Annotated in this window: 12 protein-coding genes and 1 pseudogene; 8 read left to right on the top strand and 5 right to left on the bottom strand. The window is 75.5% G+C overall.

Going from position 1 to position 14446, the window contains the following annotated elements; all coding sequences use genetic code 11:
- Positions 1 to 318: hypothetical protein (locus OO47_RS37960; RefSeq protein ID WP_158708685.1), on the bottom strand; the 318-nt coding region annotated here is incomplete at its 3' end.
- 67 nt (positions 319 to 385) lie between these two features.
- Between OO47_RS37960 and OO47_RS21545 the strand changes: the two genes are divergently transcribed.
- The 4 genes from OO47_RS21545 (at position 386) to OO47_RS21530 (ending at position 3657) form a co-directional block, all read left to right on the top strand.
- Entirely contained in the window at positions 386 to 2044 is a 1659-nt protein-coding gene (locus tag OO47_RS21545; protein ID WP_158708684.1) for a hypothetical protein, read from the top strand.
- Complete coding sequence (locus OO47_RS34060; protein ID WP_051715471.1) at positions 2041 to 2622, top strand: hypothetical protein; 582 nt, start codon at positions 2041 to 2043, stop codon at positions 2620 to 2622. Before OO47_RS21545 ends, OO47_RS34060 begins: the two co-directional genes overlap by 4 nt.
- 8 nt (positions 2623 to 2630) lie before the next feature.
- A complete protein-coding gene (locus OO47_RS21535; RefSeq protein WP_030208224.1) occupies positions 2631 to 2831 on the top strand; it encodes a hypothetical protein in 201 nt (66 codons plus the stop codon).
- Positions 2832 to 3063: 232 nt separating this feature from the next.
- Positions 3064 to 3657, top strand: coding sequence for an Rv1733c family protein (locus OO47_RS21530; protein ID WP_051715468.1), 594 nt, complete (start codon positions 3064 to 3066; stop codon positions 3655 to 3657).
- Between the two features lie 110 nt (positions 3658 to 3767).
- Here OO47_RS21530 and OO47_RS21525 read toward each other — a convergent pair whose 3' ends face one another.
- From OO47_RS21525 to OO47_RS21515, 3 genes and pseudogenes are all read right to left on the bottom strand, one after another.
- Positions 3768 to 4343: a rhodanese-like domain-containing protein gene (locus tag OO47_RS21525; protein ID WP_030208218.1), complete on the bottom strand. Its 576-nt coding sequence runs from the start codon at positions 4341 to 4343 to the stop codon at positions 3768 to 3770.
- A gap of 438 nt (positions 4344 to 4781) precedes the next feature.
- Positions 4782 to 5030: pseudogene (locus tag OO47_RS21520) on the bottom strand (response regulator transcription factor); the annotation flags it as partial.
- Positions 5031 to 5079: 49 nt separating this feature from the next.
- A complete protein-coding gene (locus OO47_RS21515) occupies positions 5080 to 7491 on the bottom strand; it encodes a phosphoketolase family protein (protein WP_030208213.1) in 2412 nt (803 codons plus the stop codon).
- 223 nt (positions 7492 to 7714) lie between these two features.
- Here OO47_RS21515 and OO47_RS21510 point away from each other — a divergent pair, with 223 nt between their 5' ends.
- Positions 7715 to 8695: a TerC family protein gene (locus tag OO47_RS21510; protein ID WP_030208210.1), complete on the top strand. Its 981-nt coding sequence runs from the start codon at positions 7715 to 7717 to the stop codon at positions 8693 to 8695.
- Positions 8696 to 9016: 321 nt separating this feature from the next.
- On the opposite strand, the gene OO47_RS21505 is transcribed toward OO47_RS21510, so the two are convergent.
- The gene (locus tag OO47_RS21505) at positions 9017 to 10285 is read right to left on the bottom strand and encodes an MFS transporter (protein WP_051715465.1); all 1269 of its coding nucleotides are present in this window, start codon (positions 10283 to 10285) and stop codon (positions 9017 to 9019) included.
- Between the two features lie 122 nt (positions 10286 to 10407).
- Between OO47_RS21505 and OO47_RS21500 the strand changes: the two genes are divergently transcribed.
- From OO47_RS21500 to OO47_RS21490, 3 genes are all read left to right on the top strand, one after another.
- A complete protein-coding gene (locus tag OO47_RS21500; RefSeq protein WP_030208201.1) occupies positions 10408 to 10947 on the top strand; it encodes a CGNR zinc finger domain-containing protein in 540 nt (179 codons plus the stop codon).
- 150 nt (positions 10948 to 11097) lie between these two features.
- Positions 11098 to 12012, top strand: coding sequence for an oxygenase MpaB family protein (locus tag OO47_RS21495; RefSeq protein ID WP_030208199.1), 915 nt, complete (start codon positions 11098 to 11100; stop codon positions 12010 to 12012).
- A complete protein-coding gene (locus OO47_RS21490; protein ID WP_030208197.1) occupies positions 11994 to 14345 on the top strand; it encodes a serine/threonine-protein kinase in 2352 nt (783 codons plus the stop codon). Before OO47_RS21495 ends, OO47_RS21490 begins: the two co-directional genes overlap by 19 nt.
- Positions 14346 to 14446 lie beyond the last annotated feature (101 nt).

The raw sequence follows: 14446 nt of genomic DNA, 5'->3' as shown, positions 1-14446 counted from the left end.
GGTGGCGTTGCGGTTGTTGGGGGAGCGGGGGGCTGCGGCGCGGCCGGGGTTCGTGGTGGGGGAGGACCGGGCGGCGGCGGAGGAGGTGTGCCGTCGGCTGGACGGGTTGCCGTTGGCGGTCGAGTTGGCGGCGGCGCGGTTGCGGATGCTGTCGTTGCGGCAGATCGCGGACCGTTTGGACGATCGTTTCCGGTTGTTGACGGCGGGGGCGCGGACGGTGTTGCCGCGGCAGCAGACGTTGCGGGCGGTGGTGGACTGGTCGTGGGATCTGCTCGACGGTCCGGAGCGGGTGGTGCTGCGGCGGCTTTCGGTGTTCACGGGCGGGTGTGATCTGGGGGCGGCGGAGGCGGTGTGCGGGGACGGCGGGGCCGGGGACGTGCTGGGCGTGCTGGGTGCGTTGGTGGACAAGTCGTTGGTGGTGGCCGCTCCGGGTGGGGTGGGGATGCGGTACCGGTTGCTGGAGACGGTGGCGGAGTACGCGCGGGAGCGGCTGGTGGAGGCGGGGGAGCGGGCGGAGGTGGAGCGGCGGCATCTGGTGTACTACCGGGAGCTGGCCCGGCGGACCGATCCGGAGCTGCGGGGGCCGGGGCAGGTCGCCGCCATCGCCCGCTTCGAGCGGGAGCACGACAACCTGCGCGGTGCCCTGCGGACCGCCGTGGCGCGCGGCGACGAGCAGGAGGTCCTCTGCCTCGTCCACTGCCTCGGCTGGTTCTGGCAGCTGCGCAACCACCACGTGGACGCCCGCACCTGGGCCGCGGAGGCCGGACGCCTCGGACCCGACCCGTTCCGGGAGCCCGTCCGGCGCGCGGAACCGCTCGACGGGCGGTGCGTGGACGTGCCGCCGCCGTGGACCGGCGAACGCCTCCGGGAGGCCCGGCGCGGCGGCCGCCTGTACGCGCTCGCCACCCAGGGCGGCGCGGGCGCCACCGCCCTCGAACGCCCCGAGACCCGCGCCCGGCTCTCCGCCCTCGTCTCCGCGTACCGCCCCGGCCTGCCGCAGACCTGCCGGCAGCCGGGCACCATGTGGTACTTCGCCCGCCTGATGACCGGGGAACTCACCACCCTCGACGAGGCCCTCACGGAGATCGTCGACGCCTGCCGCGACCGGGCTCCCGGCTGGGACCTGGGCTTCGCCCTCCTCATGCGCGCCAAGCTCGCCGGTCGCGGCGCCGACGCCGAGGAAGCCCTCGTCCTCTTCGAGGCCGCCGGGGACTCCTGGGGCACCGCGGAGTCCCTCGCCGCCCGGGGCGAGGCCTACGAGCAGGACGGCAGGCTCCCCGAGGCCGCCGCCGACTTCGAACGGGCCACGGCCGCCGCCGCCCGGGTGGGCGCGCGCTCCCAGGTGCCCGTCTTCACCGCCCGCCTGGCCGCCGTACGGCTCCGGCTCGGGGGCGGGGGATGCGAAGGCGGCCGGCCCGAAGGCGACCCGGCGGCCGAACGGCTCCTGGCCGAGGCCGCCGACGAGGCCGGGAAGTGGGGCGCCGAGGCCGCCGGCGCCGCCCGGACGCTGCTCGTCCAGCACTACGCCCACACCGGACGCACCGACCTCGCCCGCGCCCAGCTCACCCTGCTGGAGGGCGAGTTCGGAGAGGCCGTCCCGGCGCTCTTCCGGGGCCTGGTCGGCGGGACGTGGGCGTGGCTCGACTGCGTGGACGGCCTGTACGACCGGGCCGTCGGGCGGCTCGCCCGCGCCGTCGTGGACGTGGAGACCCTGGCCCATCTGGTCGCCCCGTACCTCGTCGTCGCCCAGTTCGGCACCGCCGCGTGGGCCCGCGGCGGGCGGGGCGGGCCGGGCGACGCCGAGGCCGGGGCCCGGTTCCTCGGCGCGTACGACGCCCACGCCGGGGTCGGCAGCGGCAGCTTCCGCCCCTTCACCCCGGAGACGGATGCCCTGATCCGCACCCGCGCGGAGGAGGTCCTGCGCGGGGCCCTCGCCCCCGAGGCGTACGCCCGCCACCACGAGGAAGGGGCGGCCCTGTCCCTCAGGGCCGCCGCCGACCTCGTACGACAGCCCTGGGAGACCCCGGGCGGAGGCTTCGAGTGACCGACCACCACCCGTACCGGATCGGGACCCGGCGGGGAGACCTGTACGTGCTCTGGCGCCGGGGCGAGGGCGACGACCGCGATGCCGTGGCCGCCGACGACCGGGGGCGGCTCCTCGCCTTCCACGCCGTCGGCCCGGCCGAGGAGCACTGCGCCCGGCACCGCTGGGACTTCGTGACGGACGCGGAGTCGTACCTGGACCTGGAACCCGTGGGGGAGTGGGTCCGCGTTCCCGGGCCCGTCCCTGCGGCACCGCTCCTGGAGGCGTGGAACTTCTTCGAGGACCTGGCGCGGGGTGTGGACACCGCCCTCGCCCTCCCGGCCCAGGACGCGGTCCACGACGCCGCCTACGACCGGTTCTTCGAGGCCGGCGACGGCGGGCTCTGGACGGCCGCCGAGGCCACTGCCGCGCACGACCTGCTCCGCACGGGCCTCGCCCTCTGGGAGGAGGCGGTGCGCGGAGCCGTCGTACCGGACGCGCACCTGCTCGTCCGGCGGGCCGGCGCCGGGTCCCCTCCGGCCCCGGATGCGTTCTCGCCGACCGGACACGAGAATGGCCAGTGCCGGACGAACACGTAGGAGGCGGCATGAACGCTGAGCCCGACAAGACGTCCCAGGGGGACTTCCCGACGCCCGACCGGCTGCTGCACGCCGGATCGGAGGGGGAGTTCACGGCGGAGGACCTGGTCCTCGCCTCCGGCCGTGACGTGACCCCGAAGAACCTCGCCTGGGCGGAACGCCGCATGGCGGAGAAGGGGCGCGCTTCCATGGACGAGCTCCTGCCCTAGCGCGTGTTTCGTCGGTCCCGGCCCGGGCGCGCGCCGCCCCGGTCCGGGGCCGACGCGCGCGCGGGCCCGTAGTGCAGGACGGCGTACGCCACACCGCCGACGCGCGCGCCCGGAGCCGGGCGCCGGGCCCGCCGGCCGACCCCTGCGAAGGACGCGTCCGCGGCGGCCGGACGGAAGAAGGGACGTCGGAGTCGCCGGAACGCAGGCGGACCGCTCCCACGGGAGGTGCGGCATGACCCGCCTCGAGCCACGGGACGGCGACGGCGCCCCGCGGGGGTCGGAACCCTCCGGACGCGCCGCCCTGGTCCTCCTCCTGACGCTCGCCCTGCTCTGCGGCGCCGTCGTCGCCGGAGCGCTCTGGAAGGCCGGGGCCGACGCCGACCGCGAGCGCGCCGCCCACCGGCACCGGGTGACGGCGACCACGACCGGCCCGGCCAGGGAACCGGCCGCCTCCACCCGGTACGGCACGGAGCCGTACGCCCTCGCACCGGCGACCTGGGAGCACCCCGAGCGCGTACGCCGGTCCGGGACCGTCCACGTCCCGCCCCGGACGCCCCCGGGTCGGACCGTGACCGTCTGGGTGGACGACGCGGGGACCCCCGTCCGGGCCCCCGGCGACGCCGCGAGCCGTTCGCTGACCGCGGTCTCCGGCGGCATCGCGGTGGCGGGTGCCGTCGGAGCGGCGGGGGCCGGCGCCCTCCTCCTCGTACGGCGGACGGCCGAGGGGCGCCGGTACGCCGCGTGGGAGCGGGAGTGGGAGCGGGTGGAGCCCGTCTGGTCCGGAAGGCTCCGCCGCGACAGCGACGCGGGAACGGACGACGACTGAGGTCGGTGGTCGTCACCCGGAACATGCTTCGAGCATGCGCGGCCGGGCGGCGGGGTGGCGGGGCGCACGGGGAGGCGCGCGGCGGCCGGACCCCCGCCCCGGCCCGCGGGTCAGCGGCCGCGCAGTGCGGCGAGGGACGCTTCGAGGTCGGCGGCCCGGGGGCGGTTGTGGGGCAGCCTGCCGAGCACGACGGCCATGCCGCAGGTGTCGGTCACCGCCGAGAGGACGAGACCGGCGGCGATGCCCGCGGAGAGCAGCTGGAAGGCCGGGTGCACGAGCAGCCCGAGGAGCAGTCCGAGGAGGACGACGGCGCCGGCGGCGAGGCGGACCTGCCGCTCCATGGCCCAGGAGGCGCGCGGGCCGCCTCCGGAGCGGCGCAGGTCGTGACCGCCGGCGGCCCAGGCGCCGGTGCCGCCGGCGAGGGTGGCGGCGGTGACGCCGTGCCCGGCGAGGGTCCGGCAGGCGTTCTCCGAGCGGGCGCCGGAGGCGCAGACCACCAGGACCTCTCCGCGGTCGGCGGCCCCGCGGAGCTCGGGCAGGGCGTCCTCGATCCGGTCCAGGGGGATGTTGAGCGCGCCGGGCAGGTGGCCGCTCGCGAACTCGCCCGGGGTGCGCACGTCGATCACGGTCAGCTCGTGCAGGCGGGCGCGTGCCTCGTCGGTACCGAGGGCGGTGGGCGTGGTCATGGCGGAATGCGGTCCTTGTCTGTCGGCGGGGCCCGCGCGGGGCAGGACCACTTTACCCCCGGGGGTATTGCGGGAGTGTTTCCGGAACGTGGTGCGGTGGCTGGACGCGAGGGCTGGACGCGGTGTACGGACGCGGTGGTCGCACGTGATGACGGGGTCCGGACGCGGACCCGGGCGGGTCGGGTCCGCGAACCCTCCCGGCGGCGGCGGGTTCGCAGCGGACGTCCACCACACCCTCGACGGCCCGTGCCGGCCGGGTCGCCCGGGAAAGGGAGGCCTCGGGACCGATCACGACCGGGGGCGAGGTCATCAGCTCCCCGGCTCGCGAGGAACCGGCCCCGGCCGTGGCGTCGAACCGTCGTGACTGCTCCCGGAGGCCGAGGCGGTGGTCGTGGAACTCCTCCCTCAGCGACAGGTCGGCCTCGGACGCGCCGGGCAGGGCATCGCCGAGCGCGGCTCCCGGCAGACCGTGATCCCGTCCCCGTCGGGCAGCCGCACGTCGAGGACGGCCACGCCGGGCCACGGGGCGGGGCCCCTGGCCGGCGCCTGGGCCGCCGTCGCCGCCTCCCCGGCCGCCTCCAGGCCGGGCTCGTCGTCGATCAGGTCGCGCAGGCCCCGCCGTACCACCTCGTGGTCGTCCACGAGGAAGACCCGCGTCGGCGCGACGGCTGCCCGCTGCCCGGACATGGCGACCCCCGTGGCCGGTGGAGACGTCCCCGCCCCCCGGGATCGCCCGTTACGGGGCGTCCGCGTGCCGGGCGCCGGACCCGGTCCAGGTCCAGTCGGCGACCTCGGGCATGTCGGTGCCGTGCTCCCTGATCCAGGAGTGGTGGCGGGTACGGGCGTCCGCCATGGCCTGCCGCACCCCCACGGCCCGTACGCCCAGGCCGGGCACGCGGTCGATCACGTCCATCACCAGGCGGTAGCGGTCGAGGTCGTTGCGCACGACCATGTCGAAGGGGGTCGTGGTGGTGCCCATCTCCTTGTAGCCCCGCACGTGCAGGTTCGCGTGCCCGGCCCTGCGGTAGGCCAGCCGGTGCACCAGCCAGGGATAGCCGTGGTAGCCGAAGATCACCGGCCGGTCCGTGGTGAACAGCGCGTCGTACTCCCCGTCGGTCATGCCGTGGGGATGCTCCTCGTGGGGCATGAGCCGCGTCATGTCGACCACGTTCACCACCCGGACCGCCAGGTCGGGCAGGTGGCGCCGCAGCAGGCCCGCCGCCGCGAGCACCTCCTGGGTCGGCACGTCGCCGGCGCAGGCGAGGACCACGTCCGGCTCGCGCGTGCCGTCCTCGGTGCCCGCCCACTCCCACACCCCGGCGCCCCGGGCGCAGTGGGCGCGGGCCTCGTCCAGGGAGAGCCAGTCGAAGCAGGGCTGCTTGCCGGCGACGATCACGTTGACGTAGTCCCGGCTGCGCAGCGCGTGGTCGGCGACGGACAGCAGGGTGTTGGCGTCCGGCGGCAGGTAGACCCGGACGACCTCGGGGCTCTTGTTGAGCACGTGGTCCACGAAGCCCGGGTCCTGGTGCGAGAAGCCGTTGTGGTCCTGCCGCCACACGTGCGAGGTCAGCAGGTAGTTGAGGGAGGCGATCGGCGCCCGCCAGGGCAGGGCGCGCGAGGTCCGCAGCCACTTGATGTGCTGGTTGACCATGGAGTCGACGATGTGGACGAACGCCTCGTAGCAGGAGAACAGCCCGTGCCGGCCGGTGAGCAGGTACCCCTCCAGCCAGCCCTGGCAGGTGTGCTCGGAGAGGATCTCCATCACGCGCCCGTGCCGGTCGAGGTGCTCGTCCGTCCTCAGGAGCGGTTCCTGCCAGGCCTTGCCGCTGGCCCCGTACACCGCCTGGAGGCGGTTCGACGCGGTCTCGTCGGGGCCGACGAGCCGGAAGTCGCGCCGGTCGGCGGTGGCGGCCATGACGGCCTCCAGGAGGTCCCCGAGGACACCGGTCGGCTCGTGCCGGGTGGCGCCCGGCTCCTCCACCGGCACGGCGAACCGCTCCAGGGGCGGCACGGGCAGGTCCCGCCGCAGCAGACCGCCGTTGGCGTGCGGGGTGGCGCCGAGCCGGCGCTCGCCGTCCGGCACGCAGGCGAGCACCCGCTCGGACGGCGCGCCGTCGTCGCCGAACAGCTCCTCGGGACGGTACGAGCGCAGCCACGCCTCCAGCTGCGCGCGGTGCTCCGCGTTCTCCCGTACGCCCGGAAGGGGGACCTGGTGGGAGCGCCAGGTGCCCTCGACGGGCAGCCCGTCCACCTCCGCCGGGCCGGTCCAGCCCTTCGGGGTGCGCAGGACGATCACCGGCCACCTCGGCCGCTCGGACGACCTGCCGTCGCGGGCCTCCCGCTGGACGTCCCGGATGCGGTCGAGCGCGGTGTCCATCGTGGCCGCCATCGCCCGGTGGACCCGGCGCGGGTCGTCGCCGGTCACGTGCAGGGGCTCGTGGCCGTAGCCCCGCAGCAGCTCGTCGAGCTCCGCCTCGGGGAGCCGGGCGAGCACGGTGGGGTTCGCGATCTTGTAGCCGTTGAGGTGCAGGATCGGCAGGACGGCCCCGTCGTGGACGGGGTCGAGGAACTTGTTCGCGTGCCAGGACGCGGCGAGCGGCCCCGTCTCCGCCTCGCCGTCGCCGATGACGCAGGCCACCAGGAGGTCCGGGTTGTCGAGGGCGGCGCCGTACGCGTGCGCCAGGGAGTAGCCCAGCTCGCCGCCCTCGTGGATCGAGCCGGGGGTCTCGGGCGCCACGTGGCTCGGCACCCCGCCGGGGAAGGAGAACTGCCGGAACAGCCGGGCCATGCCCTCCTCGTCCCGGCTCACGTCCGGATAGACCTCGCTGTAGCTGCCCTCCAGCCAGGAGTTCGCGACCACGGCCGGGCCGCCGTGGCCGGGCCCCCACACGCACAGGGCGTCGAGGCCCCGGTTCCGGATCACCCGGTTGAGGTGGGTGTGCACGAGGTTGAGCCCCGGGGAGGTGCCCCAGTGCCCGAGCAGCCGGGGCTTGATGTGCTCCGGTTCCAGGGGCTTGCGCAGCAGCGGGTTGTCCATCAGGTAGATCTGTCCGACGGCGAGGTAGTTGGCGGCCCGCCAGTGGGCGTCGAGCGCGTCGAGCTCCTCGTCGGTCGGGGACGCGCCGTCCGGGCGCCTGTTCTTGCGCATGTCTCCTCCGTCGTGTGCCTCGTGCGTCCATGAGCCCGTACGTGCATACGCGGCCGCCCGTGCGTACGGCCGGTCCCGGTGGTGCTCCCGGGGCGTCTGCCCCGTGCGTACCACCGGACACGCCCCGTCCGGCACGGGCGCGCACGCTCCATGGTGCCGTTCGAGGCCGGAGGGCGCAGACTCGGATAAAGGACCTGTCCGGGCGGACCCCTGCGAGGTCTACGTGCTTGACGTGCCGTTCTGGCTCTGGGGGGCTTTCGCCGTCACGGTCGTCGTGTCGCTCACGGTCGACCTGCTGGCCCACCGCCGCGAGCACGTCATCGGGTTCAAGGAGGCGGCCGCCTGGAGCGGACTGTGGGTGGGGCTCGCCCTCGTCTTCGGCGCGGTCGTCTTCCTCGTCCTCGGCGGGACGGCCGGCACCGAGTACACCACCGCCTGGCTCCTGGAGAAGAGCCTGTCGGTCGACAACCTCTTCGTGTTCGCCCTGATCTTCGCCTACTTCAAGGTCCCCCGCGCCTACCAGCACCGCGTGCTGTTCTTCGGCGTCATCGGAGCCCTGGTGTTCCGCGGGATCTTCCTCGCCGCCGGCGTGGCGGTGGTCAGCCGGTTCACCGCCGTCCTGTTCGTCTTCGCGGCCGTGCTCTTCTACAGCGCCTACAAGATCCTCAAGGGCGAGGAGGAGAGCTTCGACCCGGGCCGGAGCCCGGCGGTCCGGCTGCTGCGCAAGGTCGTCCCCGTACGGGACGAGTACGCCGGGACGAAGTTCTTCGTCAAGGAGGCCGGCAGGCGCGTGGCGACCCCGCTGCTCGCGGTGGTCGTGGCGATCGAGGCCGCCGACCTGATCTTCGCCGTGGACAGCGTCCCCGCCGTGCTCGCGGTCAGCGACGACGCCTTCATCGTCTACACCAGCAACGCCTTCGCCATCCTGGGCCTGCGCGCCCTGTACTTCATGCTCTCGGGGCTCCTCGACCGCTTCCACCACCTGGGCAAGGGTCTGGCGGTCATCCTCGCCTTCATCGGCGTCAAACTCGCCCTCCAGGCGTCCCACGAGCTCATCAGCACCTCCATACCGGAGATCCCCTCCCCGGTGAGCCTGGCCGTGATCGTCGTGGTCCTGGCGGTTTCCGTGACCCTGAGCCTGCTGCGTCCCCCCGAGGCGTCCGGCACCGGCCCGCGGGACGATCCGCCCGACCGGGAACGGTGAGCGCAGGCACATGGAAAAGGTGTGAAAGCCTCGTGAGTCAACAAAGATGCTAAAAGGCTCTTAAAGGTCTTCTCAAATGTTTTCCACGGTTCTACCGTGAGATGCATGACCAGCCACATGCGTGAGACCGAGCCGCGGGCCGAACACGTCTGTCCGGTCTGCCGTCGCACCGTCCACCGCGAGATCAAACGCCACAAGACCCTGGGGGTCTTCGTTCCGCTCTGGGGCCCGGGCTCGTGCCACAACCCCGACTGCACCGCGTACGAGCCTCCGCGATCCCGGCCGCGGCCCCGTCCGTGACGTGACGCGCGGGCGGACTCCTCAGCCGGCGCGGAAGGCCCGCAGGGCGGACGGGGTGACGTTCCTGAGGAACGGCACCGGGGTCACCACGACGGCCAGCGCGAAGACGCCGAAGGCGAACCGCGCGCCGCCGCACTCGGCCAGGAGCCCGACCAGGGCCGCGCCCAGCGGCATGGCCCCGAAGCTGAAGAGCCGGGCCGCCGCGTTGTAGCGGCCGAGCATCCCGTCGGGGACGGCGCGCTGGGTGAGGGTGCGGGCGTTGACCGTCCAGAGCGTGCCGCCCATGCCGCCGAGGAACGCCCCGGCCGCCACCGCACGGATGTCGGTGGTCAGGGCCGGCAGGGCCACCATCAGGGCCGTGCCGACCAGGTCGGCGAACATCGCCCAGCGCGCGCCGAGCAGCCGGTTCACCCGGGTGACGGCCATCGCGCCCACGAGCCCGCCGACGCCGAGGGCGCTGAGCACGATGCCGTACTCCCGGGGCCCGAGCCCCATGTCCTGCCGGGCGTAGAGCGGCATCAGCGCCAGCCAGGCGCCCCAGACGGCGGCGAGCACGGCGACGATCAGCGACAGCGTGCGCAGCACCCGGTCCCGCCACAGGAAGCGCATCCCCTCGGCGATCCGGGCGTTGACCGGGGCGGCCGGCGCGTCCGGGGTGGGCGCGGGGGCCCGGAAACGGCCCACCAGGAGGATCAGGGAGAGGGCGGAGAGGGCGTACGCGACGCTCGTCGCCCCCAGGGCGAGCCCCGTCCCGGCGGCCAGCAGCAGCCCGCCGACGAAGGGTCCGGCGAACTCCTGGCCGACGGTCTCGGCCCCCACCATCCAGGCGTTGGCCCCCTCGCGCCGCTCCGCCGGCACCGCGGCCGGGACCAGGGCGGAGGCGGACGTCGAGGCCAGGACGTCGGCGACGCCGAGGACCGCCCCGGCGGCGAGGAGCGCCCCGAGCGTGAGGCCGCCGCCCGCGGCGGAGGCGGTGAGCAGACCCGTCGCCGCCAGTCGCGCCCCGTTCGCGGTCCAGAGCAGCCGCCGCCGGTCGAAGCGGTCGACGAGCACGCCGACGTGCAGGGCGACGAGCAGCCAGGGCAGCGTGAGGGTCAGCGAGACGGCGGTGACCTCGGCGGGGGACCCGGTGAGCCCGGCGGCGAGCACCGGGAGGGCCATCTTCACCACGCCGTCGGCGAGGTTGGTGACGGCGGTGAAGCCGACCAGGACCGGGGTGTTGCGGCGGCTGGGGTCGGCCCGGCCGGGACTCCCGCCGTTCTTCGTCGCTCCGGGCGGCGCTGTGAGCATGATCCTCCCCTAACCATCAAACGCTTTAGCCGGTGAGACCACTCTGGCGCACGGCCGGCCGACCCGCAACCGTCTAAACGGTTGGCCGGTAGAATGGCGGGAGGTCCGCGGAAGGAGCCGTCATGCTGGAGCCGCCCGCCCCGGCCGTCCTCGTGGAGGCCTTCGCCAACACGGTCGACGTGGAGGAGGGGAGCGACGAGATCGCCACCCCGGCCGGACTCGCCGACTGGCTGGAGGGACGCGGCCTGCTCGACGCGCCCGGCACGGTCCCCGACGCGATCCATCGCGACTACCTGGCCCTGCGCGCCGGCATCCGCGAGCAGCTGGGAGCCCACGTCGGCGACGCCCCCGACCCCGCCCTGCTCGCCGAGGTGGACCGGGTCCTCGCCGCGCATCCGGTACGGATCACGGCCCGGGGCGCCCTGACCCCCTCGGCCGGACTGCCCCCGCAGCGAGAACCGCTGGCACGGCTCGCCATCGCCTGGAGCGAACTGGTCGCGACCGGGGACGCCGCCCGGCTCAAGCGCTGCGCGGAGCACACCTGCGGATGGGCCTTCTGGGACGTGTCGAAGAACCGGAGCCGCCGCTGGTGCTCCATGCGGGTGTGCGGCAACCGCAACAAGTCCCGCGCCTACGCCTCCCGGCAGCGGCGGGCGACCTGAGACGCCACCCCTCCGGGGGAACGGCCCCGGCATCGCGTCGAACGGGAGCGGTACCGGCGTCCCGTCGAACGGGAGTGGTACCGGCGTCCCGTCGAACGGGAGCGGTACCGACCGGCTCCCGCGCGCCCCTTCCGGCGTAGCCTGAACGCCATGAGGCAGGACGCCGACCCCGGGCTCTTCGGGCCCCGCTCCGTGACCTGGCAGCTGCACAGCGACCCGGTGATGTGGATCGCCGGAATCCGGGCCCTGTGGCTCCAGGCGCTGCACCCCGTCGCCGTCCGCGGCGTCATGATCAACAGCGGTTTCCGGCAGGACCCCTGGGGCCGTCTCCTGCGGACCGCGGACTTCGTCGGGACCCTCAGCTACGGGACCACCGAGGCCGCGGAGGCGGCCGGCACCCGTGTCCGCCGGATCCACCGGCGGCTCGGCGTGGACGACCCCGAGCTGCTGCTCTGGGTCCACTGCGCCGAGACCGACTCGTACCTCTCCGTCGCCCGCCGCTCCGGGATCCCGCTCACCGACGCGGGGGCCGACCGCTACGTCGCCGAACACCGCGCCTCGGCCCGGCTCGTCGGCCTCGACCCGGACACCGTCCCGGCGTCCACCGCCGAACTCGCCGCCTACTTCGAGGCGGTGCGCCCCCGCCTCGCCGCCGGGCCCGACGCCCGGACCGTCGAGGACTTCCTGCGCCGCCCGCCCGTCAAACCCGTCCTGGTCCCGGCGCGCGAGGTGATCTGGCGGCGCGTCACGGCACTCGCGTACGACACCCTGCCCCCGTACGCCCACGCCCTCTACGGACGCCCCGCCCCGCCGCCCGACACCGTCACCCGCCGGCTCGTCGCCACCGCCAACCTCCTGCGCTGCGTCCCCTCCGGCCTGCGCTGGAGGCTGCCGCCCCGGCACGTCCTGCGGGCCGTGGAACGGCTCGGCCCGGGGACGCGGCCCGACCCCTGCGCGTACCCCGCCCCGTATCCACTGTCCGACCCGGCGGCCATACTGGACACACCGGAAAGGGCGCACGGAATCGACGGGGGCGGCGGCACGCGATGGGGGACTCCAGACTGATCCAGGGCCGGTACCGCCTGCACGAGGTCATCGGCCGCGGGGGCATGGGCGAGGTGTGGCGCGCCACCGACGAGGCGCTCGGCCGCCGCGTCGCCGTGAAGTGCCTCAAGCCCCTCGGCCCGCAACAGGACCCGCACGTCCGGGACATCGTGCGCGAGCGCTTCCGCCGCGAGGCCCGGGTGGCCGCCGCGCTCCAGCACCGGGGCATCACCGTCGTGCACGACTTCGGCGAGTACGAGGGCGTGCTCTTCCTCGTCATGGAGCTCCTGGAGGGCCGCAACCTCAGCCAGCTCCTCGCGGCCAACGCCCAGAACCCGCTGCCCGTCCAGGACCTCGTGGAGATCGCCGACCAGGTCGCCGACGCCCTCGCCTACACGCACGGCCAGGGCATCGTGCACCGCGACCTGAAGCCCGCGAACATCATGCGGCTGCGGGACGGCACGGTGAAGATCTGCGACTTCGGAATAGCGCGACTCGGCGCCGACATGGGCTTCACCTCCAAGCTCACCGGGACCGGCATCGCCATGGGGACGCCCCACTACATGTCCCCGGAGCAGATCGGCGGCGGCGAGATCGACCACCGCAGCGACCTCTACTCGCTGGGGTGCGTCCTGTACGAACTCGCCACCGGTGTCCCGCCCTTCGACCTCGGCGACTCCTGGGCGATCCTCATCGGCCACCGGGACACGGTGCCGAGCCCGCCCCGCTCCCACCGCGCCGAGCTCCCCGACTACTTCGACCGCCTCGTGGTCGACCTGCTCGCCAAGGTCCCCGAGGAGCGCCCGGCCGACGCGGGCGACCTGCGCCGCCGGATCGTCTCCGGCCGCGCGGGCCCCTCGCCGTTCGCGCCGCTGCCCGGCGTGCCCGCGCGGCCGCCCCTCCCGCCGACCCGGCCCGTACCGGTGGACCTCCCGCCCGGCCCCGCCGCGCCCGCGCCCGCCTGGGCCCGCGGCCTGGCCGGCGGTCCCCGGCCGGTCTCCGCCGCCGGTCCGCGCCCGCCCGCCCACGACCCCGCCGCGGCCGTCCTCACCACCGAGTGGACCACCGCCGCGCCCGGCACGGTCCTTCCCGGCACCGCCGCGCCCGCCACCGGCCTTTCCGGCACCGCCGCGCCCGGCACCACCGCCCTCCCCGGCACCACCGCACCCGCCTCCTTCCCCACCGCGCCCCCGCCCGCCCCGGCCGCGCCCCCCGCCGAACTGGTCGCGGTGCTCGCCGGCCGGTACCGGGCGGGCATGGGCCTCGGCAGGCTCGGCCGCTGGGACGAGGCCGAGGCGGTGCACCGCTCCGTCGCCGAGGACCGCTCCCGGGTGCTCGGCGCCGACCACCCCGACACCCTCGCCAGCCACTACGAGGTCGGCTTCGCCCTCGCCCGGCTCGACCGCCCCGCCGACGCCCTGCACGTCTTCGACCGGGTCGCCCGCGCCCGCGCCCGCGTCCTCGGCGAGGACCACCCCGACACGCTCGCGGCCCGGCAGGAACGGGCGTACGCGCTCGGGCGCCTCGGCCGCCACCCCGAGGCGTACGAGCTCTACGCCGAGGTGCTCGCCGCCCGCGAGCGCGCCGTCGGCCCCGACCACCCCGACACCCTGCGCTGCCGCCACAACCTGGCGTTCACCCTCGCCCGCCTCGGCCGCCTGGAGGAGTCGTACCGCACGGCGCACGAGGTCGCGCAGGCGCGGGCCCGGCTGCTCGGCCCCGCCCACCCCGACACCCTGGCGACCCGCCAGGAGGTCGCCCACGTCCTCGGGCGCCTGGGGCGCGGGGAGGAGGCCCTCGCCCAGTACCGCGCGGTCGCCGAGGCGCGCGCCTCGGCCCTCGGCGCCGACCACCCCGAGACCCTCGCCGCCCGCTACGAGACCGGCGTCTTCCTCGGCCGGCTCGGCCAGGCCGCCGACGCCCTGGACGTCTGCCGCGACCTCGTCGCCGCCCGCACCCGCGCCCAGGGCGCCGACGGGCCCGAGACCCTGCGCGCCCGCCACGCCCTCGCCGTCAACCTCGGCCGCCTCGGGCGCTGGGAGGACGCGCTCGCGGAGTCCCGGGAGGTCCACGCCGTCCGGGAGCGCGTCCTGGGTGCCGACCACCCGGACACCCTCCTCAGCCGCCGCGAGACCGCCGTCGCCCTCGGCCGGCTCGACCGCTGGGAGGAGGCCCGGGAGATCCACCGCGCCGTCGCCGCCGCCCGCACCCGGCTCCTGGGCCCCGCCCACCCCGACACCGTCGCCGCCCTGGAGGACGAGGCCCACTGCCTGGAGCGCCTCGGCCGCCCCGCCGAGGCCGCCGCCCTCCTCCTCGGAGCGGCCACGCCCCCACGGGGAGCCGCCTCCGCCTGACCGTTCCCCGGGGAAGGGGACGGGCCCCGGCGTTCCCCGGGGAAGGGGACGGGCCCCGGCGTTCCCCGGGGAAGGGGACAGGCCCGGCCCCTTCCCCGGCC

Source organism: Streptomyces bikiniensis (assembly GCF_000716625.1).
GTDB classification, from domain to species: domain Bacteria; phylum Actinomycetota; class Actinomycetes; order Streptomycetales; family Streptomycetaceae; genus Streptomyces; species Streptomyces bikiniensis.
This window is presented reverse-complemented; position numbering and strand designations above follow the sequence as displayed.